This is a genomic window from Pseudomonas sp. MWU13-2100 (genome assembly GCF_023242365.1).
Classification (GTDB): domain Bacteria; phylum Pseudomonadota; class Gammaproteobacteria; order Pseudomonadales; family Pseudomonadaceae; genus Aquipseudomonas.
The window spans coordinates 116,841-141,511 of sequence record NZ_JALLIX010000008.1 but is presented as its reverse complement, the minus strand read 5'-3'; the positions used below and the strand labels follow the sequence as shown (position 1 = coordinate 141,511).

Annotated in this window: 22 protein-coding genes and 1 pseudogene; 9 read left to right on the top strand and 14 right to left on the bottom strand. The window is 61.2% G+C overall.

From position 1 onward, the window contains the following. Positions 1-10: 10 nt before the first annotated feature. Entirely contained in the window at positions 11-1,534 is a 1,524-nt protein-coding gene (locus tag M5B99_RS08390) for a CoA-acylating methylmalonate-semialdehyde dehydrogenase (protein ID WP_248803590.1), read from the bottom strand. Between the two features lie 145 nt (positions 1,535-1,679). Between M5B99_RS08390 and M5B99_RS08385 the strand changes: the two genes are divergently transcribed. Beyond that, positions 1,680-2,627: a LysR family transcriptional regulator gene (locus M5B99_RS08385; protein WP_248803589.1), complete on the top strand. Its 948-nt coding sequence runs from the start codon at positions 1,680-1,682 to the stop codon at positions 2,625-2,627. A gap of 706 nt (positions 2,628-3,333) precedes the next feature. Here M5B99_RS08385 and M5B99_RS08380 read toward each other — a convergent pair. The 3 genes from M5B99_RS08380 to M5B99_RS08370 are packed head-to-tail and all read right to left on the bottom strand — an operon-like array spanning position 3,334 to position 5,671. Then, positions 3,334-3,810 carry a DUF6392 family protein gene (locus tag M5B99_RS08380; RefSeq protein WP_248803588.1) on the bottom strand — a complete coding sequence of 159 codons (477 nt, stop codon included), beginning with the start codon at positions 3,808-3,810 and terminating at the stop codon, positions 3,334-3,336. Then, positions 3,810-5,270, bottom strand: coding sequence for an S-type pyocin domain-containing protein (locus M5B99_RS08375; RefSeq protein ID WP_248803587.1), 1,461 nt, complete (start codon positions 5,268-5,270; stop codon positions 3,810-3,812). Before M5B99_RS08375 ends, M5B99_RS08380 begins: the two co-directional genes overlap by 1 nt. Beyond that, a complete protein-coding gene (locus tag M5B99_RS08370; RefSeq protein ID WP_248803586.1) occupies positions 5,267-5,671 on the bottom strand; it encodes a PAAR domain-containing protein in 405 nt (134 codons plus the stop codon). Before M5B99_RS08370 ends, M5B99_RS08375 begins: the two co-directional genes overlap by 4 nt. A gap of 192 nt (positions 5,672-5,863) precedes the next feature. Between M5B99_RS08370 and M5B99_RS08365 the strand changes: the two are divergent. After that, a pseudogene (locus M5B99_RS08365) lies at positions 5,864-6,154 on the top strand (LysR family transcriptional regulator); the annotation flags it as partial. Positions 6,155-6,296: 142 nt separating this feature from the next. Here the strand turns inward: M5B99_RS08365 and M5B99_RS08360 are convergent. The 3 genes from M5B99_RS08360 to M5B99_RS08350 all read right to left on the bottom strand — a co-directional run bounded on the left by M5B99_RS08360 (position 6,297) and on the right by M5B99_RS08350 (position 10,045). Next, positions 6,297-6,581 (bottom strand): hypothetical protein, encoded by a 285-nt coding sequence (locus M5B99_RS08360; protein WP_100939661.1) that lies wholly within the window; start codon positions 6,579-6,581, stop codon positions 6,297-6,299. 382 nt (positions 6,582-6,963) lie between these two features. Next, a complete protein-coding gene (locus tag M5B99_RS08355) occupies positions 6,964-7,854 on the bottom strand; it encodes an esterase/lipase family protein (protein ID WP_248803585.1) in 891 nt (296 codons plus the stop codon). A 121-nt stretch (positions 7,855-7,975) separates the two neighbouring features. Continuing rightward, complete coding sequence (locus M5B99_RS08350) at positions 7,976-10,045, bottom strand: AsmA family protein (protein WP_248803584.1); 2,070 nt, start codon at positions 10,043-10,045, stop codon at positions 7,976-7,978. Positions 10,046-10,406: 361 nt separating this feature from the next. Here M5B99_RS08350 and M5B99_RS08345 point away from each other — a divergent pair, with 361 nt between their 5' ends. The 7 genes from M5B99_RS08345 to M5B99_RS08315 all read left to right on the top strand — a co-directional run bounded on the left by M5B99_RS08345 (position 10,407) and on the right by M5B99_RS08315 (position 15,938). Continuing rightward, entirely contained in the window at positions 10,407-10,925 is a 519-nt protein-coding gene (locus M5B99_RS08345) for a hypothetical protein (protein ID WP_248803583.1), read from the top strand. Positions 10,926-11,088: 163 nt separating this feature from the next. Then, on the top strand, positions 11,089-11,721 hold the full coding sequence (locus tag M5B99_RS08340) for a TetR family transcriptional regulator (RefSeq protein WP_248796068.1): 633 nt from the start codon (positions 11,089-11,091) through the stop codon (positions 11,719-11,721). Between the two features lie 343 nt (positions 11,722-12,064). Then, a complete protein-coding gene (gene ureE, locus M5B99_RS08335; RefSeq protein WP_248803582.1) occupies positions 12,065-12,565 on the top strand; it encodes an urease accessory protein UreE in 501 nt (166 codons plus the stop codon). Beyond that, positions 12,562-13,236, top strand: coding sequence for an urease accessory protein UreF (locus tag M5B99_RS08330; protein WP_248803581.1), 675 nt, complete (start codon positions 12,562-12,564; stop codon positions 13,234-13,236). Before ureE ends, M5B99_RS08330 begins: the two co-directional genes overlap by 4 nt. 9 nt (positions 13,237-13,245) lie before the next feature. After that, a complete protein-coding gene (gene ureG / locus M5B99_RS08325; RefSeq protein ID WP_248796065.1) occupies positions 13,246-13,860 on the top strand; it encodes an urease accessory protein UreG in 615 nt (204 codons plus the stop codon). 41 nt (positions 13,861-13,901) lie between these two features. After that, the gene (locus tag M5B99_RS08320; protein ID WP_248803580.1) at positions 13,902-14,474 is read left to right on the top strand and encodes a HupE/UreJ family protein; all 573 of its coding nucleotides are present in this window, start codon (positions 13,902-13,904) and stop codon (positions 14,472-14,474) included. 330 nt (positions 14,475-14,804) lie between these two features. Continuing rightward, positions 14,805-15,938, top strand: coding sequence for an AGE family epimerase/isomerase (locus M5B99_RS08315; RefSeq protein ID WP_248803579.1), 1,134 nt, complete (start codon positions 14,805-14,807; stop codon positions 15,936-15,938). A 215-nt stretch (positions 15,939-16,153) separates the two neighbouring features. Here the strand turns inward: M5B99_RS08315 and M5B99_RS08310 are convergent, their stop codons facing one another. The 7 genes from M5B99_RS08310 to M5B99_RS08280 all read right to left on the bottom strand — a co-directional run bounded on the left by M5B99_RS08310 (position 16,154) and on the right by M5B99_RS08280 (position 24,521). Continuing rightward, entirely contained in the window at positions 16,154-16,918 is a 765-nt protein-coding gene (locus M5B99_RS08310; protein WP_248803578.1) for an SDR family oxidoreductase, read from the bottom strand. Between the two features lie 849 nt (positions 16,919-17,767). Continuing rightward, positions 17,768-18,484 carry an ABC transporter ATP-binding protein gene (locus M5B99_RS08305; RefSeq protein ID WP_248796061.1) on the bottom strand — a complete coding sequence of 239 codons (717 nt, stop codon included), beginning with the start codon at positions 18,482-18,484 and terminating at the stop codon, positions 17,768-17,770. Further along, complete coding sequence (locus tag M5B99_RS08300; protein ID WP_248803577.1) at positions 18,481-19,356, bottom strand: ABC transporter ATP-binding protein; 876 nt, start codon at positions 19,354-19,356, stop codon at positions 18,481-18,483. The genes M5B99_RS08305 and M5B99_RS08300 overlap by 4 nt, the downstream gene beginning before the upstream one ends. After that, positions 19,353-20,651 carry a high-affinity branched-chain amino acid ABC transporter permease LivM gene (gene livM / locus M5B99_RS08295; protein ID WP_248803576.1) on the bottom strand — a complete coding sequence of 433 codons (1,299 nt, stop codon included), beginning with the start codon at positions 20,649-20,651 and terminating at the stop codon, positions 19,353-19,355. The genes M5B99_RS08300 and livM overlap by 4 nt, the downstream gene beginning before the upstream one ends. 3 nt (positions 20,652-20,654) lie before the next feature. Continuing rightward, complete coding sequence (locus tag M5B99_RS08290) at positions 20,655-21,569, bottom strand: ABC transporter permease subunit (protein WP_100939679.1); 915 nt, start codon at positions 21,567-21,569, stop codon at positions 20,655-20,657. 171 nt (positions 21,570-21,740) lie between these two features. Next, positions 21,741-22,874 carry a branched-chain amino acid ABC transporter substrate-binding protein gene (locus tag M5B99_RS08285; protein WP_248803575.1) on the bottom strand — a complete coding sequence of 378 codons (1,134 nt, stop codon included), beginning with the start codon at positions 22,872-22,874 and terminating at the stop codon, positions 21,741-21,743. 363 nt (positions 22,875-23,237) lie between these two features. After that, positions 23,238-24,521: an NAD(P)/FAD-dependent oxidoreductase gene (locus tag M5B99_RS08280; protein WP_248803574.1), complete on the bottom strand. Its 1,284-nt coding sequence runs from the start codon at positions 24,519-24,521 to the stop codon at positions 23,238-23,240. Between the last annotated feature and the right edge of the window lie 150 nt (positions 24,522-24,671).

The following is a 24,671-nucleotide window of genomic DNA, read 5'->3' as shown; positions in this document are numbered from 1 at the left end:
GACTCCTCGCTCAGCGCAGATTGATGGTGGTGTTCACACCATGGTTGACACTGTCATCGTCGAACCAGCGACTGGTGACGGTCTTGGTCTGAGTGTAGAACTGCACCACCTGCTTGCCGTACGGCCCGAGATCGCCGAGCTTGGAACCGCGCGAACCGGTGAAGCTGAAGAACGGCACCGGCACCGGGATCGGGATGTTGATGCCGACCTGACCGACATCGATTTCGCTCTGGAACTTGCGCGCCGAGGCGCCGCTCTGGGTGAACAGGCCGGTACCGTTGCCGAACGGGTTGGCGTTGACCAGGGCAATCGCCTCGTCGAGGGTGTCGACTTCCAGCACCACCAGCACCGGGCCGAAGATTTCCTGGGTGTAGATCTGCATATCGGTGGTCACCCCGGAGAACAGGGTCGGGCCGACGAAGTTGCCCTGTTCGAACCCCGGCACCTGGATATCGCGGCCATCCAGTTCGAGCTTGGCGCCTTCCTTGATGCCGCTTTCGATCAGGCCCAGCACACGCTCTTTCGCCCGTTTGGAAATCAGCGGACCGACATCGGTGCCCGCCTCGCTGCCGGCATTGACCTTGAGTTTCTGCGCCAGGGCCTTGAGGTCCGGCAGCCATTGTTTCGCCGCGCCCACCAGCACCACCACCGAGGTGGCCATGCAGCGCTGGCCGGCCGCGCCGAAACCGGCACCGACCAAGGCATTGAGGGTCTGTTCACGGTTGGCATCGGGCAGCACCACCGCGTGGTTTTTCGCCCCCATCATCGACTGCACGCGCTTGCCGTGGCGGCCGGCGAGGTCGTAGACATGGGTGCCGACGGCGGTCGAACCGACGAAGGAAACGGCCTTGATGTCCTTGTGGGTGCACAGTGCATCCACCACCTCCTTGCCGCCATGCACCACGTTCAGCACGCCCGGCGGCACACCGGCTTCCAGCGCCAGCTCCACCAGCAGCAGGGTCGACAGCGGGTCCTGCTCGGACGGCTTGAGGACGAAGGTGTTGCCGCAGGCAATCGCCATCGGGAACATCCACAGCGGAATCATCGCCGGGAAGTTGAAGGGGGTGATCCCGGCGCAGACACCGATGGGTTGGCGCAGGGTATAGGTGTCGACACCGCCGGCGACGTTCTCGGCGAACTCGCCCATCTGCAGAGTGCCGATGGAGCAAGCGTGTTCCACCACTTCCAGGCCACGGAAGATATCGCCTTCGGCATCGGCAATGGTCTTGCCCTGCTCGGCGCTGAGGACCACGGCGATACGCTTGGAGTGTTCGCGGATCAGCGCTTGCAGCTTGAGCATGATGCGCATGCGCGCGCCGATGGGGGTCAGCTTCCAGGTCTGGAAAGCGCGGTGCGCGGCGTCGATGGCGGCATTGACTTCAGCGGCGGTGGCGAACGGGACTTTGGCCAGGACCTCTTGGGTTGCCGGGTTGACGATGTCGTGCCAGTCATTGGTCTGGGATTCGACCCACTCGCCATTGATCAGCAGCTTGGCGGTCTTGAGGGTGGTGTCGGGCTTGAGAGAAACGTTCATTGAAGTCTCCTGAATTGTTGTAGGGGCGAATCCTGGACGGGCGGTCCGAAACGGGCGAGGCAGCGCCCGAGCATGGTGACTGGACTGTTTTTGGAGTATAGATGTGCGTTCTTCTAATAAGAATGCACATAAAAACCGGACCAACATGCAAAAAAACATCACGTCTTTAGGTTCATTGAACTGGGACGACCTGAAGTTTTTCCTCGAGGTCGCCCGTACCCGCAAGGCCAGCAGCGCGGCCAAACGCCTGGGGGTGGACTACACCACGGTGTCGCGCCGGATCAACTCATTGGAGGGTGCGCTAGGCACCTTGCTCTTTGAAAAATCCCGGACCAATGGTTTTGTGCTGACCGCCGAGGGCCAGCGTCTGCTGGGCTATGCGGAGTCCATCGAGAGCACCTTGCATATGGCTTGCGAGCAGGTCTCGGGGTCTGGGGTGGCGCTGTCGGGGCATGTGCGGATGGGCTGCACGGAAGGTTTCGGCAGCTTTTTCATCACTCCGCAGTTGAGTCATTTCGTCGACGCCTATCCGGCGATTTCCGTCGATATCCTGCCGTTGCCGCACTTCATCAGTTTGTCCAAGCGCGAGGCGGATATCGTCATTGCGCTGGAGCGCCCGGAGCACGGACCGTATGTGTGCTGCAAGCTGTGTGACTACCGCTTGCAACTGTATGCAACCCAGGAATATCTGGACCAGCATCCGCCGATCCGTCGTGCCAATGATTTGGGCCGGCATCGCTTTGTCAGTTATGTAGATGACTTGGCGTTCAGCAATGAACTGCTGTACCTGGCCAATGCCCTGCCGAATGCCACGGCGAATTTGCGCAGCACCAGCGTGATCGCCCAGTTCGTCGCGGCGCAGCAGGGCCGGGCGCTGGCGATCCTGCCGTGTTTCCTCGCGGCCCAGGACCCGAGGTTGCTGCCGGTGCTGGCGGATGAGGTGAATATCACCCGGCAGTTCTGGATGTACTGCCGGGAGGATCTGCGCAAGCTCAAGCGCATTACCTTGTTGTGGGATTACATTCGGGATGTGACGGAGCGCAATCAGGCGCTGTTGATGGGGGAAACCAGAAACATGGTTTTCCACGACTGATCCCAACCAACCGCCAAAGCCAAACGCGGTCCTTTGTAGGAGCAGGGCTTGCCCGCGAAGGGCCCTCAAGATCGCTAAAAGCTTCGCGGGCAAGCCACACTCAGAGAGAACCGGGGCGTCAGTGAGGTTGCTTTGCAGCGGGTGGAAATTGGTCATGGTGTCACTCCGTAATAGTCATAGAGTCACCAACATCTGCGGCTAAACAAACGAGGGTGGCAGCTGTACGCGGGTTAGCCGACCGAGACTATTACGAAACTCGGCACACCCGCAGGTGTCCCACGCACAGCCGCCATGGCAAAAAAACCGGCAGCAAAAAGCGCCGACATCATAAGGCGCTTCTGCGTTTCGTAACAGTTTCGATCGGCTAAGACCGGTCACCGATTCGTCGATGACTGCCGAACTATAGTCCAGCGCCCCGTCGAATAGCTGCCGCTTTTACACCCTGAAATACGTACCAGTAGCGCTGCCAGCGCTGGCATTTTCACTCTCTGCGACAGGGCGCCCCGCCATGAAGCCCCTTCAAACCTCAGCCTGTCTCAGCCGTCGAGCATGCTCAAAAATCCGGATCGGTTAGGTGCCCTTGCCCACCAGGGACTGGCCGCGAAGTCAACGAGTGGACAGTGATCGCTGAGATCCACCCCCAAAGACTCCACGAGTCCGCCAAGTCCGTCGCCAAGGCACTTACTTGAAGAGCCTTGGCTGAGGGTCAGTCGTGGTCGGTGTTGATCAAGGCGAAGGCTAGCGTTTTAACCATCATGTCAGCGGTATAGCTGAAACCTACTCTCGCGTTGGGGTGGGTATCTTCTTGAAGGCGGTAGGCATCCCAGCCTCCACGCATGCCAAGGCCACCCGGTAACTTGACAGGGCCTTTGGATTCCATCGGCTTACCCAAAAGCGCCCGGACTCCAGCCTGGTCCATTTTTAACGAGAAGGGTACGGGTAATTCACCCTTATAGACGGGGTCGCCATGCTCTGTCGGAATCAGCGTAAAAAGAACCTTTTCGAGCCGTTTTGTATCCGTCCAAAATTCCATTCCCACACCCGGAGCAGGCTCAATATCCAGCCAGTCCCGCCCCTCATAGAGCTCTTGAAGGGGCATACTGGGGATGGTGCCCTCGGCGACCAGTTGATCGTAGTGGCGGCCCAAACTCTTAACCCAACGGTTGACTGTAGCGGAGTCCATTAGTACCACCCCTGTTCTTGGTTGATTTTATGTAAATCAGCGCGTGCGGCTTCAAGATCTGTGTTGGAGAAACCGTCCTCCAGCAGGTAACGCTTGATGGTGTTGAAGTTGCTGTCCACCGCCTCACGTAGATCGACAGCATCCCGGAGTTGCTTGCTCTTGCTGTTCCGTCCGCCGTACGTCTCACTGTAGTTCTGGTGCACCTTGGTGGGGATCGCGATGCTAGCGGCGCGTCTCAGAAGTCTCTTGATGTCTGCTGGTTCGATATCGGGGGCATTATTCTTGAGGTAGCGTTCCAAAGCCATTTGCGACGGAATATGATCGATATCCAATCCATCCTTCTTGCTGCGTGACTGCAACTCACCAGCAGGCCCGACCTCCAATGGCTTGACCATCGGCTTGGCAAACACCAAATACAACGGCGGCACACCAGAGTCAGCCGGAAACGTGATAATCGTATCCTGCCACGTCAGGTCGTTGGCCTCCTGTCCGGGGTAGTGGGCCAGCTGTGTTTCCTGACCCGCCGGGATCGGATGAACCAGCAGGTTGTCGAGCCTTTCCGGCGTGCCGGGGTAAGGCGTGGGTACATTGACCATCGGACCATTGTTCGGCGTCCAGGTGATGCTGATGCCGTCCAGGTCGGCGACCATGGCGCTCTTGCCGGCATTCCATCGAGCCTGTGTAACAGGCACGCGATCCGTGCCGCTGTCAGGTCTCGTGTGCAGGCCATAGACCCGCATTTCTCCCACCTCATCACGGCGAAACTGGAAGCGCACCCGAGTGCTGGCCGAGCGCAGGCTTGCCAGTTGCTCCGGGCTGTACAGCGTCGCATCACCGATAGTCCGTGGCCAAAAGGCCAGCAGCACGACGTTGAGTGCCGAGCTTGCTCCGGCGGCGGCCCCGGCGAATCCACGTACAGCCCAGGCGCCAAGATCGCTACCCAAGGTTCCGGCGACCCGCCCGACCGTGCCAGCGGCGCCTGTCGAAGCCAGCAGCGCCGTGGCGCCAAAATGGTTCGCGGGTTCAGGTTCCGTTCCGGCGTCGGTCGAACCCAGGGGCACCGAGAAGCAGGATTTGGCGAACACGCAGGCGTTGATTGGGCGGGTCGTGCCGCTTGGAACGGCAAGACTGGGTGCAGGCGAGACGGTTGCGGTCGAGGGCATCCGTTGATCAGCGCTGAACTGCTGACTCTTCAACCACTGGTTGGCAATCAAGGTGGGCGGCGGGTTGCACTTGCACCGGCAAAGATCGCCTTCCAGTGCGGTTTGCCTGCCTTCGAACCGCTCTATCAGATGCGGCCCGGTGCAGACGATAACCCCCTCACTGTGGCAGACCGGGCAGGAAACCAAATCACCTTCCCTGGACATGGGCTGTCCTTCAATCTTGGCGTACTCCCAACCGGTCAGCACGGTACCGCCCGCCGTGGTCTTCGCCCCCACGGTAATGTGGTAGCGCTTCACGTCGAACGCTCCGCCAGGTAACCCGGCTGTAGAAAGCCTGGAATGCTGTCGTCGATGTACTCCACCACCTGCGCTTCGTTTTGCAGGCTATTGATGACCGTGTCTCCGTTGTCGGTGGCACTGCCGACAATCGCCAATGGCCGGCCATCGAAGGCCGCTGCGATACCTGCACCCGAGACAATCTCGCTCTCCTTGCCGTCGGGGTAGCGCACGAGGTCGCCAACGCAAGCGATGCGGTGATCATTGATCTCCATGCCAGTGCTGGCGGTGACGATTTCTCCACCCATGCGGGTCTTTGAACCCAGTGTCGCGAAGTCATGGATGGCCTTGACTGGACGGGTGGGCTGTTGGGTCAGATGTTCGGCAGCAGTGCACTGACCTTCAGTTTCTGCATTGTTCATTTTGCTGTCCTTTTCATTACGCCCAAGGAAGCTCAAACACCGCTGTGATGCTGGGTGATGTGAGGGGGAGGATCACGCCGGAATGGCATGGCAAGAGAGGTTGCCGAATCATGCAAAACCGGACAACTGCCTGTTCGGATAGGCACCCGATCCGTCAGTGGTACTGATTGCGTCGCCAGAAGCTATGGGCGGCCCAATGCCACGGCGAATTTGCGCAGCACCAGCGTGATCGCCCAGTTCGTCGCGGCGCAGCAGGGCCGGGCGCTGGCGATCCTGCCGTGTTTCCTCGCGGCCCAGGACCCGAGGTTGCTGCCGGTGCTGGCGGATGAGGTGAATATCACCCGGCAGTTCTGGATGTACTGCCGGGAGGATCTGCGCAAGCTCAAGCGCATTACCTTGTTGTGGGATTACATTCGGGACGTGACGGAGCGCAATCAGGCACTGTTGATGGGGGAAACCAGAAACATGGTTTTCCACGATTGATCCCAACCAACCGCCAAAGCCAAACGCGGTCCTTTGTAGGAGCAGGGCTTGCCCGCGAAGGGCCCGTGAGAACGCTAAAAGCTTCGCGGGCAAGCCACGCTCCTACAGGTTGTGTGGTGTTTTCAGATCCGCGTTTTTCCGATCAGGCCTGTAAGGCGCTTGGCTGACGATCCGTGAATCGCCCCTGCATTGCATCCAGCGCATCGCAGCCATCCTGCAACAACAGATAGGCCGCTGAGGCGAAGTGTTGGAGGTCGCGGTCGCAGGTGTTGCCGATGCTCATGCAGGTCAGGCTGTGGCTCAGGTCGCGAGCCGCCTTGAGGCGCTGTATGGCAAATTCGTAGAGGTTGCGCACCGGGACGTCGAGTTTGAGATAGAGCACCGGGGCGTCAGTGAGGTTGCTTTGTAGCGGGCGGAAATTGGTCATGATTCAAATCCAAAGTATGTAGGCTCAATAGCGACCACCCTTTTGCGGCTAAACAAGTGAGGGTGGCAGCTGCACGCGGGTTAGCCGACCGGGACATACTTTGGGACAACCCGGCACACCCGAAGATGTCCCGCGCACAGCCGCCATGGCAAAACGCAAAGCGGCAAAAAGCGCCCGCATTGTACTGGAGGCGCTTGTGCATCCAATAGCATGTATTTCGATCGGCTAAGACCGGTCACCGATTCGTCGATGACTGCCGAACTATAGTCCAGCGACTCGTCGAATAGCTGCCGCTTTTACACCCTGAAATACGTGCCAGTAGCGCTGCCAGCGCTGGCATTTTCACTCTCTGCGACAGGGCATTCAGCGTTGAACGCCCCCTTCAGACACCCGCCGACTTCAACCGCCGCGCATGCTCGACAAACAACCGGATCGGCTCCGCGCCCTTGCCCACCAGTCCGAACGACTGGTTGACGATATCGAAGTGATCCAGCGGATAGTCATCACCGATCACCATCCCGAGGTGCGAGCTGTTGCGACCGACCATGCCGTCGCACTGCCCGGCCTCGCGCACGAAGGTTTTGGCGAACAACCGGCAACTGCGGTTGCTGCCGTCGAACAGGTTGCGCCCACGATCGGTGATCCCGGGCTGCAAGATTCCTGACCAGGAGTAGTAACGCACCCCATTCACCAGTTCATCGCCCTGCCCGCCCCAGCTCTGCGGTAACCCCTGCGGGTATTGCTGATTGAACAGCGCAACCCCTTCGCTGGTCAGCGACTGGTGTGAAGCCGGCAGGTCCATCGGCAGCCGCAGCCCGTAATGGCCCGTGTCCAGCCAGCCCATCACCCGCGCCACCATACAAAGCAGCAGGCTGAGCAGCCGAGCTGGCAGCCCCTCACGAGGGTAGCGCTGGTCAACATAGTCGGCCAGCTCCGAGCCATGATTGGGACCGGCCACCGAGGTCACCGAGGCCACCCACTCAGGCCGTTTCGCCGCCGCATAACGGGCGGTCAGCGCCCCCTGGCTATGGCCGATCAGGTTGACCTTGTCGGCCCCGGTATCACGGCGGATCTGCTCGATCCGCGCCAGCAACTGCTCACCGCGCGCCTCGCTGGAATGCAGCGGTGAGACCGCCACCGGAAACACCTGCGCGCCACCACGGCGCAATGCCGGAACGATCCCGTACCAATAGGGAAAAAACACCAGCCGGACAAAACCGAGCATGCCCGGCACCAGTACCAGCGGATAACGTGTGGCAAGTTCTTGCGGCATCCCGTGAACGTCCCTGAAGGTCAAAAGCCAAAGCCCGGCGGCACTGCGAAGATCAAAGCATCGACATTGAAGATGACAAATACATTGTGGTGAGCGGGCCTGCCGGTGTCAGGCAAGGCGTTCAGTCCTTCACCATCTTCGGCGCCTTGCCCGCCCGCATCTGTTCCAGCAACGGCGCGCACTGGTTCGGCACATCGCCGCTGGGCGCCACCAGCGCCAGCAGCCCCGCCGCCGGCCCGGCAATCACGCCCAGGGCCACCATGCCGGCGCCGCGCAACATCAACGGCACCGCCTGCACACCGGCATCGGGCTTGATGAACTTACCCCGCACGTACAAGGGCGAGCGCAACGACAACAGCCGCAAGCCCTTGGACTCAGGCGTGATCTTCAGATCCAGTTGCTCGCTGGCAAAGTTGGCCGTGCCATCGATATAGATGATCGCGTTCTCGGTATCGAAGACAAACAGCCGGGTGGTCGCCAGGCCGCTCTTGATCCCCAGGTCCGCCGCCGCGCAGTTGATCTTCACTTCCTTGTCGCCAAAGATTTTCCCGACCACGTAGTTGCCCACGTTAAGCCCGGCGATCTCCATCAGTCCACGACTGATGGCGCCATCGTTGACCAGCATCTTCAGGTCGCCGTTGGAGGTGCCAAGCAACTTCGCCACCGAGTTGCCGGTGCCGGTGATATCCGCATCGCCATTGAGCTCGCCGAAGCTGGTCTGCATCGGCTCGAAGGTCGGGAACAGTTGCTTGAGTTTGAAGTTGCGCGCCGTCAGCCTGGCCCGGCCCTGCATCGGCGTGACGCGGCCATTGAGGCGGATCTGCGCATCGAGCTTGCCGCCCGCCACGCCGAAACGCAGGGGCTCCAGGCTCAGCTCGCCGTCGGTGAGCACCAGATGGGTATAGAGATCGGTGAACGGCAATTCGCTGCTGTGGACGATGCGTTTGCCGGTGAATTCGACATCAGCGTCCATGTCACGCCAGCGCTCGGTACGGAACTCTTCCACCGGCAGCAGCCTGTCCGCCGGCTGTTTGCTTTCGCCGCCACGGGCTTTCTGCTTGGCATTCGAGTCAGCACCGATCAGCGGCGCCAGGTCGGTCATCAGCAGTTGGTTGGAGACCAGCGTGCCGCTGAGCTTGGGCCGCGGCTGGCTCGCCAGATAAGTGAGGTCGCCATGAATATCGCTGGTGCCGATCTTGCCGTTGAAGTTCTCGTAGGTGAACGCCGCCCCGGCCGGATCGCGCAGCTTGGCGATCAGATGGCCGTCGGTCTCATACGCCGGCGAATCCGGCAGGGTGACGCCGGTCAGCGGGTAGAGGTTGCCCAGGCTGGAGCCGGACAACGTCAGGCGCAGATCCAGGGCGCCGAGGTTGCGCGGGTCGGTCAGGGTCCCGGCAACGGCGATCCGGGTGTCGGCGACCTTCACGTCGGCCTGGACCGGAAATGGCTTGGTCGCGTCCTGCAATGCGAACAAGCCGCCGATCTTGCCGCTGCCGGCAAGGTTCTGACCGTGGTACTGACCTTTGACCTTCAGCGCAAAGGCATAGTCCTGGGGCGCCGAGCCCTTCTCCAGGGCTCTTTTCACGGCCTTGTCACCGACGATATCGCCAAATGGAATGGACTTGCCCAGCGGGTCGATCACCAGGTCCAGATGCGCTTTCAGGCTCTGGTCGTCGAAGCTGACATGCCCTTTGTCAAAGCCAATGGCGCCAATGTCCACCACCCAGTTGGACGGTTCGGCATTCGGATCCTTGGGATCGAACTGGAAGGTCCAACTGGCTCGGCCATCAGCCAGGCGCTCGAGGTTGGCATTGGGTTCGGTCAGGTCGATGCGCGGAATGACCACCTGCTGCGCCAGAAGGGGCAATGGCGAAAGACGCAACTCGACTCGCTTGAGCGTGACCATCTGCGGGTTCTTCGACCAATCGGGATTGCCCAGCGTCAGGTCCTCGGCGATCAGATGCGGCCACGGCACCCAGGCCCGCCAGCCACCTTCGTCGGCTTCCCGCTGCCAGCGCAGGGACAAATCGCCATTGATGGCGAAGGGCCGATGGAGGATGGCTGAGACCTTGGCGTTGATCGGCGGTTTGACCCGGTTCCAATCGAACAGGACGATGGCAGCGACCAGTATGGCCAGCAGGAGGACGAGACTGGCGCCGCTCCAGGCAAGAATCTTTCGAGTGCGTGTCATTGCACGGGGCTCCTAGAACGACTGAGCGTCCAAAAATCGACGCATTATGCCTTTACGACCGGCAAACGCCCGACAAGGTTTAACGCCAAAAACCATTAATCGACAACGGCAAGGAATGAGCGGTCCTGACCAATCCGCCAGCTTTTCGTTCACTGCCTGCCCCCATGTGGCGCGGCAGTGGGTCGAAAATACCCATCACGGGGCAAAGGTAACGCTCTGAAAGCCTCGACCTAGAGGGGTTTGGGCATAACCATCAATTCCGTTGATTATTAACATTGTGCTTATGAACTTTTATATCGATTTTGCAAGAGTAGCATTAGCTCCGTACCCACTTTATCGCCCTCCTACGGAGCAACCGATCATGAAACGTCAATTAATCCTCAGCCTCACCCTTGCCGTCCTGGCTGCCAATGCCTACGCGTTGCCAGCCCGCGAACAGGCTGCTCCACAGGCTCAAGCCAGCCATGCAACTGTTAGCCAAGTACTGAACACTCTGGCTTCCGATGGTTCGGACAAGACCCCACAAGGTCAGGGTCTCGCTTCCGATGGCTATGACAAGACTCCACAAGGTCAGGGTCTCGCTTCCGATGGCTATGACAAGACCCCACAAGGTCAAGGTCTCGCTTCCGATGGCTATGACAAGACCCCACAAGGTCAAGGTCTCGCTTCCGATGGCTATGACAAGACCCCACAAGGTCAAGGTCTCGCTTCCGATGGCTATGACAAGACTCCACAAGGCCAAGGCCTCGCTTCCGATGGCTACGACAAGACTCCACAAGGCCAATTCGTCGCCGAAGGCGGCCGTGCTCGCCTGGAAGAGAAAGGTCTGGCCGAAGGCGGCGGTGACCGTGTGATCGAACGCAACAGCAGCCTGAGTTAAGGCCTTGCTGGCCTGGAACAAAGCCCGGTCTCCTGGATCGGGCTTTGATATTTCAGGGCCCTGAACATTCGAAGTGCCCTCGATACCCCTTCTCTTGGTTCGACGCCGGCAAAGCTGATTTGCTAGAGTGCGCCGCTCTCTTCATCCAGAAAATACCCTTGCGATGCTGCCCCGCGCCGAACAGAAACAACAGACTCGACACGCGCTCATGGACGCCGCCCGGCACCTGATGGAATCCGGCCGTGGCTTCGGCAGCCTGAGCCTGCGGGAAGTGGCGAAGACCGCCGGGATCGTGCCCACCGGTTTCTACCGGCATTTCGACGACATGGACCAACTCGGCCTGGCCCTGGTCCGCGAAGTCGGCCAGACCTTCCGCGAAACCATTCGACTGGTGCGCCATAACGAGTTCGTCATGGGCGGCATTATCGATGCGTCGGTGCGGATCTTTCTCGATGTGGTGGCGGCCAATCGCTCGCAGTTCCTGTTTCTTGCCCGCGAGCAATACGGTGGCTCACTGCCAGTGCGCCAGGCCATCGGCGCGCTACGGGAAAATATCAGCACGGACCTGGCGACCGACCTGGGGCTGATGCCCAAGCTCGTCCACCTGGACGCGGCCGGACTGACGGTCATGGCCGACCTGATCGTCAAGAGTGTGTTCGCCACCCTGCCGGACATCATCGATCCACCGTCCGAGCCCTTGCCGGAACACCTGACGCCCCAGGCCAAGATTACCCAGCAGTTGCGCTTCATCTTTATCGGATTGAAGCATTGGCAAGGGCTCGGGAGTACCGAGTAACCGGAGCGGGTGCCCTGCACCCGGATCGCCAGCAAGCCGGCTCCTACAGGTTTTGCAGCGTGCCAAGATCCAGCTACCCGCACGATGTCGCATCCTACACCGGCACGACGCAATCTCTGCGTTGGAACACGGACCTGCAGGAGCCGGTTTGCCGGCGACGAGGTCCACAAGGCACCACAAAGGCGCACTAGCACCACCGGCGCACCATCTTGAAACATTCTGAAACATGACTACGCTCCCTTTTCAGGCACCCAACGCTTTCTGACGGGACTTTCCTACGCAGCGGACGATTGGCAAGCCCCTTGCTCTAGCTCAAGCATCGTTTATTGCCGGAAGCCTCCTGATGTTGGTGATTCATCGCAGAATCGAAGCGCAATCGATCTGGGCAGCCGAGCTGCACCTGAACTTCGAAGCCCGCAGCAAAAGTCGCCTGCGCTGTTTCAGTGCCGAAGGCGAGGACGTAGGACTGTTCCTTGAACGTGGCCAGCCACCGCTGTATGACGGTGAATATCTGGAAGCCGAGGACGGCCGTATCGTGCGGGTCTGCGCCCGCCCCGAACAACTGCTGCACGTCACCTGCAGCAACGCCTTCGAACTGACCCGCGCCGCCTATCACCTGGGCAACCGCCATGTCGCCCTGCAGGTCGGCGACGGCTGGCTCAGGCTGCTCGACGACTACGTGCTCAAGGCCATGCTCGAACAGCTCGGCGCCCATACCGAAACCCTCGAAGCCCCGTTCCAGCCGGAACACGGGGCCTACGGCGGCGGCCATCACCACTCCCGCCACGGCGACGAGGACTTCAACTACCCGCCGCGCCTGCACCAGTTCGGTGTGCGCCCATGAATCCGGCCTGGGCGCTGTTGCGCCTGGCCAGCCCGCAACTGCCCATCGGCGGCTACAGCTATTCCCAGGGCCTGGAAATGGCCGTGGAGCAGGCCCGGGTCAAGGACGCGGACGGCGCCCGGCGCTGGATCGCCGATCAACTGCTGCTCAACCTGGCCCGCTTCGAGGCACCACTGCTGCTCGCCCACTGTCACGCCGCGGCGCAGGAAAACTGGGCAGCGCTGAAACAGCACTGCGAAGAACACCGCGCCAGCCGTGAGACCCGCGAGCTGTATCAGGAAAGCCGGCAGATGGGTTATTCCCTGCAGCAGTTGCTCAGCGGCCTGCCGGAACTGGATGACGCCGCCCGCACCTTCCTCGCACAGCAAAGCGAACCGCACCTGGCCCTGGGCTGGGCCCTGGCCGCCCGCGCCTGGCACATCAGTCCCCAGGACGCCCTGGCCGCCTGGCTCTGGAGCTGGCTGGAAAACCAACTGGCGGTGCTGATGAAAACCCTGCCGCTGGGCCAGCAAGCCGCCCAGCGCCTGACCAGCGAATTGCTGCCCCTGCTACAACAGGCCCAGCAAGCCGCCACGGCCCAGGACCTTCAATCCATCGGCAGCGCCGCCTTCGGCCTGTCCCTGGCGTGCATGGCCCATGAGCGCCAATACAGCCGTCTGTTTCGTTCCTAGGAGAACATGATGAATACACAACCTCTGCGCGTCGGTATCGGCGGCCCGGTGGGCTCCGGCAAGACCGCCCTGACCCTGGCCCTGTGCCTGGCCCTGCGCGACCGCTACAACCTGGCGGTGGTGACCAACGATATCTACACCCGCGAAGACGCCGACTTCCTGGTGCGCAACGAAGCCCTGGCCCCGGAGCGGATCATCGGCGTGGAAACCGGCGGCTGCCCGCACACCGCGATTCGTGAGGACGCCTCGATCAACCTCGAAGCCGTCGACCAGTTGAACCGCCGCTTCCCGGGGCTCGACCTGATCCTGGTGGAGTCGGGTGGCGATAACCTCTCGGCGACCTTCAGCCCGGAACTCTCCGACCTGACGATCTACGTGATCGATGTGTCGGCCGGCGACAAGCTGCCGCGCAAGGGTGGGCCGGGGATCTGCAAGTCCGACCTGCTGGTGATCAACAAGATCGACCTGGCGCCGCTGGTGGGCGCCTCCCTGGAGATGATGGACAGCGACACCCGGCGCATGCGCGGTGACAAGCCCTTTGTCTTCAGCAACCAGAAAACCGGACATGGCCTGGAGGCCATCGTCGCCTTTATCGAACGCCAGGGCCTGCTGACAGCAGCCTGATGCTTGGCAAACAGCTATTTCAACAACACGGAGCCCGCCCCATGACCTTGAAGAAAATCCTCGGCGCCCTCGCCCTGCTGGTTATGCCAGCCGTCGCCTTCGCCCATCCCGGCCATGGCGACAGCGGCTGGATGGCCGGTGTCAGCCATCCGGTCAGCGGCATCGATCATTTGCTGGCGATGGTCGCGGTCGGCCTATGGGCGGCGCAGCAAAAAGGCCGCGCGCGCTGGGTGCTGCCCTGCACCTTTGTCGGCAGCATGCTGATCGGCGGGGTATTGGGTTTCGAAGGGCTGGCATTGCCGGCGCTGGAGAGCGGGATTGCCGCTTCGCTCCTGGCCCTGGGCCTGGCCGTGGCGCTGGCGGTACGACCACCGTTGAGCCTGGCGGCGGCGGCGACGGCACTATTTGCCTTGTTCCACGGCGTGGCGCACGGTCTTGAGCTGCCGGAGATGTCGAGCCCGTGGACCTATGCGGCCGGTTTCGTGGTCGCGACCGCAACCTTGCATGCGCTGGGTTATGCCGTGGTGCGGGTATTGCCGCAAGCCGCGGCACCGTTGGTGCGGCTGGCCGGTGTTGCATCGGCGGCGACCGGGGTCTGGTTGTTGGCAGGTTGAGCCTTTGTGGCAAGGGACTGGCCCTAATGCCGTTCAATCAAGGGAAATGGAATATTGCCCCCCCTTCGTCCCTGTGGGAGCGGAGCTTGCCCGCGAAGCTTTTAGCGGCCTCAAGGGCCACTTCGCGAGCAAGCTCTGCTCCCACAGGAACCCTGTTCGGCCTCAACTGAGCGGCATTAGGGCCAGCCCCTCGCCACAAGAGCGCGCCTGGCTTCAGACACCCGTCACTGAACGACATCGGGACTTGCTCTCTCGCCACAAGGAACAGCATCGCCAGCAGCCGCCTGTTAACATGTCGCGCAACCGCCCTTGCCCTGACGACGCCAGCCGATGCCCGATGTTTCCAGCTCCGCCTCCACGCCTGAATTGAGTGCACTGTTCAGCACCGTGCAAGACCACTTCCGCCAGGTCATCGTGCCGCTGTGGCAAGGCCCTGGCTGGAACGCCGACATGGCGCTGCCCTACGAGGCGCTGGACGCCGATCATCGGCCGCTGCCAGCGCAACGCTATCGCGCCATGGCCTGCGCTCGTCAGTTGTATCTGTTTTCCAGCCTGATCGGTGACGCCGCCTTCCCCACCGCCGGCGAGCGTGCCGGTGCGCTGTTCCGTTCGTTGCAACGGCATTTCCACGATGCCGAGTACGGCGGCTGGTTCTACAGCATCGACCCGCAAGGCAAGCCGCTGGACACCCGCAAGGATCTCTACACCCACGCGTTCATTCTCTTCGCCTGCGCCCATTACTGGGCCAAGGTCCGCGAGCCGCTGGTGGAGTCGGTGCTCAACGCCGCCCTGGAAGTGATCGCCGTGCGTTTCGCCAATGGCGACGGCCTGTATGAAGCGAGCCTGGAGCGCGACTGGGCGCCCCTGGGCAGCGGGCCGTTGCAGAACCCGCTGATGCACCTGGCCGAAGCCTTTCTGGCGACCCTGTCGGTGCGCGAGGATGCCGCCACGCAGGATGCCTTGCTGGCCTTGGCCGCCGGCATGCAACAACGCTTCATCGACCGCCATCACGGCGTGATGCTGGAAAAACCGCTGGGGGCTGTGGATAACTGGTTCGAACCGGGCCATCAGTTCGAATGGCTGTTCCTGCTGGAATCATCGCCTTTGCTGCGCGGTACGGCGCTGCATGGCTCACTGGGCCGTGCGTTCGCCTTCGCCGAGCAATCGGGGGTCGATCCGCAAAGCGGTGCGGTCAGCGGCATGCTCGACATCAACGGCAACCTGCGCGATGGCACCCAACGCATCTGGGCCCAGGCCGAATACCTGCGGGCGCTGACGTTGCGTGTGGATAACTCGGCGCGCTTGCAACGTCAGCTGGTCGCCTTGCAGCAGCACTTCCTGCACCCGGGCGGCTGGCATGAGTGCCTGGATGCCCAGGGCGAGGTCAGCCGACGCGATATGCCGTCGACCACGCCTTATCACCTGGCGACCTGCCTGAGCGGCCTGGCCGAGTATTTCGGCTGAGCCGAGCACAAGCAGGCACTTGAAGACGTTGCCGGGGCGGTGCTTGTCGGATCTCCGCAGCGCCGCGAAGCTGTTAGCGGCCTCAAGGGCCTCTTCGCGAGCAAGCTCTGCTCCCACAGGGGAGAGTGTCTGGCCTTAGTTCCCACAGGGGAGAGTGTCTGGCCTTGGCTGCAAGGCATCAGGCCAAACCCGCTCGCCACAATCAGCGAACGCTCTCAGCCCTTGTTCCGCTCAATGGCAAACCCGCTCCAGGTCTGGCTCACCGGCATCAGCTCAAGGCTGTTGATATTGACGTGGGCCGGGGTGTTGAGCACCCAGAAAATCGTATCGGCGATGTCCTGCGGCTGGATCGGCTCGGCACCGGCGTAGGTCGCGTCGTAACGCGCCTGGTCACCGGCAAAGCGCACCAGCGAGAACTCACTCTCACACAGCCCCGGCTCGATATTCGTCACCCGCACGCCCGTGCCCTGCAAATCGCAGCGCAGGTTCAGCGAGAACTGTTTGACGAACGCCTTGCTCGCGCCATAGACATGGCTGCCCGGGTACGGGTAGTTGCCGGCAATCGAGCCGAGGTTGATGATCCCCGCGCCACGACCATGGGCGATCAATCGTGGCAACAGCAGGCGGGTGCTGTACATCAGGCCCTTGATATTGGTGTCGACCATGGTGTCCCAGTCGTCCAGGTTGCACTTGGGCGCCGGATCGACCCCCAGGGCCAGGCCCGCGTTGTTGATCAACCCACGCAGCTTGGCGAAGCTCGGCGGCAGGTTGGCAATCGCCTCCTCCATGGCCTTGCGGTCGCGCACATCCAATACCAGGCCATGCACTTCGGTCTGTTGCGACAGCTCGGCACACAAGGCCTTCAGGCGCTCTTCGCGACGGCCGGTGAGCACCAGCTTCCAGCCGGCCTCGGCAAAACGCCGGGCACAGGCCTCGCCAAAACCGGAAGTCGCGCCCGTGATAAACAACGTGGATGTCATGGAGTTCTCCTTGCTCGGCCCGGCGGGCCGCCAGATATGAATACGGTCGTTGCGCAGCATGCCTCAAGGCCGGCCGGCGGCGAAATGTAATCTTGCAAACACCACAACTGTACAAAAAACGCTCAATTGCAGCAAAGCCACGCAAACCGTGGCCTGGCGCCTGCTGTACGCACCTTATCCACAGCCCCGTCCACAGTATCCGGGGGCAACTCGAAACCCCGCCGATCCCCTGTACATAAAGGCCTGCAGTGCTATTTCAAAAGTTTTTCCCTTGACCCCGGAACACCCGTTGTGCAGCCCGCGTCGAAAAAAACCTTGTGGAGGATTTCGCCCCAGTGGCTCCAGGCCAGTAATTACGCCACTCGGGGGCATGTTTCCAGAGTTTGCCCACAGAGTTATCCACAGGCTGGGCAGGCCGCTTGCCGGGCGCAAGCCGTGACAATATAGCTGTTGACAAAACGGCTCGGCGCTCTGCAAAAAACCACCGATCAAAAAACAACCAATAGGCTGCAAGCCACGGTTTCAAAGGCTTTCAGCCAGCTACTCCCACGTTACCCACAGCCACCTCCACAGCAAACGGGGACAAGTCAAATTGATGACAAAACAACCATTTGCAGCGGTTTCATGTCGCACTTTGGCAGGTTGTTCAGATTGTTTTCCACAATTTCGGATCCGGGCTGTGGACAGACAAAAAAACGCCCCGGATCCGAGGATCGCGGGGCGTTTCAGGGGGTTCACAATACCTGTGGGAGCTGGCTTGCCAGCGATCAGGACTTCAAGAGCGATGCACGCCTCCAAGACTTCATCGCCGGCAAGCCGGCGCCCACAATGACCCCGTCAGGACGGGACTCAATGCCCGCCCAGGTAGGCGTTACGCACTTCCTCGTTGACCAGCAGCTCCTTGCCGGTGCCGCTCAGGCGAATCTCGCCGTTGACCATCACATAGGCCCGGTCCGACAAGCGCAGCGCGTGGTTGGCGTTCTGTTCCACCAGGAAGATGGTCATGCCCGAAGCCGCCAGCTCGCGCAGGGTGGCGAAGATCTGCTTCACCACGATCGGCGCCAGCCCCAGGCTCGGCTCGTCCAGCAACAGCAGCTTGGGCCGGCTCATCAGCGCCCGGGCAATCGCCAGCATCTGCTGTTCGCCGCCGGACATGGTCATGGCCCGCTGGTTACGCCGCTCCTTGAGCCGTGGAAACAACTCGAACATACGCTGCATGTCCTCGTCGACGAACTTGTCGCCAATGGGGATGGTGCCCATCTGCAGGTTCTCTTCCACGGTCATGTCCGGGAACACCCGGCGGCCTTCCGGCGACTGGGCGATACCGTTGGAGGCGATGTAGTGGGATGACTTCTGGGTAATGTCGACACCGCGGTAGATGATCTCGCCGGCGGCGGCCCGCGGCTGGCCGAAGATCGACATCAGCAGCGTCGACTTGCCCGCGCCGTTGGAGCCGATCAGGCTGACGGTTTCGCCTTCGTTGATGTGCAACGAGACTTTTTTCAGGGCCTGGATCGGCCCGTAGAACACTTCCAGGTTCTTCAGTTCGAGGATAGGTTGACTCATACCAGTTCCTCTTCATCGGCGCCCAGGTAGGCGGCAATCACTTTCGGGTCGTTGCGGATGTCTTGCGGACAGCCCTCGGCAATCACGTTGCCGTGGTCCAGTACCACGATGTGGTCGGAAATGCTCATGACCATGCCCATGTCGTGTTCGATCAGCACCACGGTCAGGTCGTGCTGGTCGCGCAGCAGCCGGATCATCGCGCTCAGCGCTTCGGTTTCCTGGGGGTTGAGGCCCGCTGCCGGCTCGTCGAGACAGATGATCCGCGGCCGCGTGCACATGGCCCGGGCAATTTCCAGGCGGCGTTGCTGACCGTAGGACAGCTCACCCGCCAGGCGGTTGGCGCAATCCACCAGGTCGACCACTTCCAACCAGTAGAAGGCGGTGTCCAGGGCGTCGCTTTCAGCCTTGCGGTAGCCCTTGGTGTTGAAGATACCGGAGAGCATGTTGCGGTTGACCCACATGTGCTGGGCCACCAGCAGGTTTTCCAGCACCGACATTTCCTTGAACAGGCGAATGTTCTGGAAAGTCCGGGCCAGGCCCGCACGGTTCACCAGATGGGTACCGCCGAACATCTTGTAGTACAGCCGGCTGAGGAAGGTTTTCGGTGAAACGAAATCCCCCACGCGAAAGGACTCGCCCAGCAGCTGGATCACGTTGGTGCGCTTGTCGCGCACATTGAGTTCGATCTTGCCGCCGGTGGCCTTGTAGAAGCCGGTCAGGCAGTTGAACACCGTGGTCTTGCCCGCGCCGTTGGGGCCGATCAGGGCAAAGATCGAGTTGCGTTTGACTTGCAGGCTGACGTCGCTGAGGGCCTTGATCCCCCCGAAATGCATCATCAGTTTTTCGACTTTCAGAACGATGTCATTACTCATTGGCCAGCCCCTCCAACCAGGACGCCCTTGCGTGGGGTCACCCCGGTGCGGCTGATGCGGATCAGGCCACGTGGCCGCCAGATCATCATCAATACCATCAACACGCCGAACAGCAACACGCGGTACTCGGCGAAGCTGCGCAGCAACTCCGGCGCCACGGTCAGGACAAAGGCCGCGATCACCACACCGATAGTCGAGCCCATGCCACCCAGCACCACGATGGCAAGGATCAGCGCCGACTCGAAGAAGGTGAAGGAGGTCGGGTTGACGAAGCCCTGGTAGGTGGCGAAGAACACCCCGGCCAGACCAGCGGTGGAAGCCCCCAGGGTGAATGCCGAGAGTTTCACCAGCACGTGGTTCAAGCCCATGGCACGGCAGGCGATCTCGTCTTCACGCAAGGCTTCCCAGGCGCGGCCCACTGGCATGCGGGTCAGGCGATGCTTGATGTAGAGCACGGCCAATACCACCAGGAACAGCACGGCATAGATGAAATAGAACTTCACATCCGGGTTGTAGGCGATGCCAAAGTACTCATGAAACGGAATCCCGCCCTCCTTCGCGCGCTTGCCGAACTCCAGACCGAAGAAGGTCGGCAGCGGTGCCGGCATGCCGTTCGGCCCCCCGGTCAGCGACAGCCAGTTGTTGAGGATCAGGCGGATGATCTCGCCGAAACCCAGGGTCACGATGGCCAGGTAGTCACCATGCAGGCGCAGGACCGGGAAGCCGAGGATGCAACCCGCCAGCGCGGCGGTGATGGCGGCCAGCGGCAGGACGGTCCAGAACCCCAGTCCCAGGTATTGATAGCCCAGCGCCAGGCCATAGGCACCGATGGCGTAGAACGCCACGTAACCCAGGTCGAGCAAGCCGGCGAGACCGACCACGATGTTCAAGCCGAGGCCGAGCAAGACGTAGATCAGACCGAGGATCACCACCCCCAGCAGGTAGGAGTTGGCGAACACCGGGAAGATCACCGCGATCGCGATCATGATCGGGATGATCCAGCGCAGGCGCGACTTGTAGTCCGGCGCCAGCACATGCACGCCGGAGCCGGTGCTCTCGAAACCTTCGAGAATCCGCAGGCCCTTGGGCGTCTGCAGGAACAGGCTGAGGAGAAAGCGGCCAAGCATCACAATCGCCACCAGCCAGGCGACGCGGGTGGGTTGCAGGTTGAAGCTGTAGCCCTCCAGGACGACCCCGACGATGGGGCCGAAGACAATCAGTGCGACCAGGCCGGCGAGAATGGCGTCAACCAGGCTTTTTTTGATATCGAGCGATTTTTGAGTGGTTGAGGACATTGCTTACACCTTCGACACAAGAGGACGGCCCAACAGGCCTTGCGGCCGAAAGACCAGTACCAGGACCAGCAGCGAGAAGCTGAACACGTCCTTGTAATCCGAGTTGACCAGGCCGGAGAACAGCGATTCGGAGATGCCGAGGATAATCCCACCAAGCATGGCGCCCGGCAGCGAGCCGATACCACCGAGGACCGCGGCGGTGAACGCCTTGATGCCGATGACGAAGCCGGCGTAGAAGTCGAAAGTGCCGTAGTTCATGGTGATCAGCACACCGGCCAGGGCCGCCATGGCCGCGCCGATGATGAACACATAGGAAATCACCCGGTCGGTATTGATCCCGAGGATCGAAGCCATCTTGCGGTCTTGCTGGGTCGCGCGACACATGCGGCCCAACTTGGTGTACTTGATGACATAGGTCAGCAGGCCCATGCCGAGGAACGCGGCCACCAGGATAAAGACCTTGGTGTAGGTGAGCTGGACAAAGCCGGTGCCGACATCGACGCGCCAGGCGCCGGTAAGCAGCGTCGGTACGCCCTGTTGCTTGGCGCCCTGGGCGATCTGCGCGTAGTTCTGCAGGATCAGTGAAATCCCGATGGCGCTGATCAGCGGTGCCAGGCGGGTCGAGTTGCGCAGGGGTTTGTAGGCGATGCGCTCGATGACCCAGCCATACACCCCGGTGACGATGATGGTGAACACCAGCGTGCCGAGCATCAGGAGCGGGAAGGATTCAATACCGAAGTAAGCCAGCAGAGCCAGACTGATTGCCGCGAGGTAAGCGGAAATCATGTAAACCTCGCCATGGGCGAAGTTGATCATGCCGATGATGCCATAGACCATTGTGTAGCCGATGGCGATCAGGCCATAGACCGACCCGAGGGTCAGGCCGTTGACCAGTTGCTGCAGGAAAATACCATCCATAACGCAATCTCACGCATTTGAGAGACTGCACAGAAGCGCACCGCGACGGACCGGGGTTCAACCGCCGTCGCAGCACAGCCATGTGCAGCTCTACGAGAAAAGACAGGTACTGCACGGACACGCCTGGTGACTGGCCGGCGCACGGGGCGCCAGCCGGGTCAGACCTTCATGTCACTTCTGTTTTTCCAACTGGTGGTATTTGCCGCTCGCATCCCACTGGTAAACCACGTAGTCGGAGACTTTCAGGTCGCCCTTGGCGTCCCAGGTCTTCTCGCCCATTACGGTCTTGACCGGGTGTGCCTTCAGCCACTTGGCCGCCTCTTCGCCCTTGTTCGACTTGGCACCGTTGAAAGCGGCGGCCAGGGTCTGTACCGAGGCGTAGGCATAGAGGGTGTAACCTTCCGGCTCGTAGCCCGACTTGCGGAACTGGTCAACGACCGCCTTGCTGTCCGGCAGCAGACGTGGGTCGGCGCCGAAGGTCATGAGTACGCCGTCGACGTATTGCGGACCACCGGCAGTGGTGACCAGTTCGTCGGTGACGATGCCGTCATCGGACATGAATTTGACGTCTTTCAAGCCTTCAGTGCGCAGTTGCTTGACCAGCGGACCGGCTTCCGGGTGCAGGCCGCCGAAGTAGACCACATCGGCACCGGCGGCACGGATCTTGGTCACCAGGGCGCTGAAGTCCTTCTCGCCACGGGTCAGGCCTTCGTAGATCACCGGGGTTACGCCGCGCTTGATCAACTGGGCCTTGGTGGCATCCGCCAGGCCTTGACCATAGGTGTCCTTGTCGTGGATGACCGCGACTTTCTTGCCCTTGAGCACATCGACGATGTAGTTGCCGGCTACGATGCCCTGCTGGTCGTCACGACCACACATACGGAACATCGCACCCAGACCGCGCTCGGTCACCTGAGGGTTGGTAGAGCCCGGGGTGATCGCGATGATGCCCGCTTCGTCGTAGATCTCCGAAGCCGGGATCGTGGAAGAGGAACAGAAGTGCCCGACAACACCGGCGACCTTCTGATTGGTCAGGTCCTTGGCAACGTTCACCGCCTGCTTCGGTTCACAGGCATCGTCACCTTTGATCAGAACGATTTTCTCGCCATTGACGCCACCCGCTGCGTTGATAGCATCCGCCGCCGCTTGTGCCCCTTTCATGTACTGCTCGCCGAAAGACGCGTTGGCACCGGTCATGGGGCCCGCTACGCCGATCTTGACATCAGCCTGAGCAAACGCAGAAACACCCAACGCAGCAGCCACTGCGAGGGCTACAAAGCCTTTCTTGTAAAACGTCTGGGACATGAGGTGGTGCTCCAAGGTTTTTTTAGTTGGCACTGCGACTTCAATGAATGCTCAGAGCAAGGGGCGTGCCATAGGTTTTTTGTTCTGCAAAAAGTCGCTGTCTTATTGTTTTATGGACTGTTTCGGGCCCTTTTTAACTGGGCGTGCAACCGTCTAAACCGCGGGAGGTGGAACCTTTTAAGAAAAAAGGTGCAACCCATTGGTGCCACTATTGCAACCATGGCGCCGAAGGGTGTGCAACCACCCTGTAACAACGTGCGTCACCGAAGTGCACACTCGCGGTGCGCGACTGCTACATCGCGCACCATTACAGGCTAGCCGTCTCGAACAAAAGCGCCGTCCGAATCAGCATTTTTTGTTGTATCAAATGACAATCCGCAGGCACTGGCCCGCGTGATACAGCGAAAAACCGGCTTCGTAGAGACCACTGCGCAGGCCTACCGCCGCTATCGGCCGCATGGGCGCGAAGGGAATCGGCAGGGCCTGAGGATTTCCGTTACACAGGTAATCGGCGAACGCCTTGCCGACCACCGTGCCCGTGGTCACCCCCCGTCCGTTGTAGCCGGTGACTGCCACTAAACCGGGCGCCGGTTCGAACAGGCGCATCAGATGGTCGGGGGTAAAGGCAATGCAGCCGGTCCAGGTACATTCCCAGTCGACCTTTTTCAGGTAGGGGAAATAGTGCTGCTGCACCCGGTCGGCCCAGGCCCGCAGGAACCACGTCGGTTTCTGGTTGCCGTTGCCCAGGCTGCCCAGCAACAGACGACCGTCGGCGTCGCGGCGAATGCTGCTGAGCACCTGGCGGGTATCCCAGGAGCCCTGCCCGCCCGGCAGGATCTGCCGCGCGGCCTCTTCGGTCAGCGGACTGGACGCGACCTGATAGTAGTAGCCCGGGAAAAAGTTGCGCCGCAGTTCGGTCCATTCGCCTTCGGTGTAGGCGTTGGAAGCCATCACCACCTGTTCGGCGCTGACCGCGCCCTCGGCGGTCTGCACCGACCAGCGCTGGCCCTGGCGCTCCAGGCGGGTGACCGGCGAGTGGTCGAACAACTGCGCGCCGAGCCGCGCCGCGGCCTTGGCCAGGCCCGAAGTGTAGGCCATCGGATTGAGGGTGCCGGCGCGTCGGTCGAGCAAGGCGGCGGCGATTTTCCTGGTACCGGTGGCGATTTCACAATCCTTGCCGGTCAGCAGCTCCACCGGGGCACCGCGACGTTTCCACTGCGCCTCGCGGCTGCGCAGATCGGCCTCGCCCTTGGCGTTGTGGGCCATGTGCAAGGTGCCTTCGCGGCGTAGCTGACAATCGATGCCATGCTTGTCCACCAGGCTGAAGACGAGGGCCGGCGCCGCCCCGAGCATGCGATTGAGCTGACTGCCCACCGCTTCGCCGAAACCGGCTTCGATCTCGTCCGGAGGAATCCACATCCCGGCATTGACCAGCCCGACATTGCGTCCGGAACCGCCGTGGCCGGTGCGATGGGCTTCCAGTACACAGACGCTCTTGCCTTGCTCACGCAGGTGAATCGCAGCCGAGAGCCCGGTGATACCAGCGCCGATGACGCAGACATCGACCTTCAGCTCGCCCTTGAAGGACGCTGCTTCAGGCCGCTGCGGCGTCAGTGTTTCCCATAGACATTCTTCGCGTAACGGCATTGCCAGACTCCGAAAATGAAACCCAACAAACACACTCCAGACTTAACTTGTTGTGGCAGGCGGACTGAATGTGGCGAGGGGGCTTGCCCCCCGTTCGGCTGCGCAGCAGTCGTAAAATCGGTCGATGCGTTCTGTCTGATAGCTCGCGAT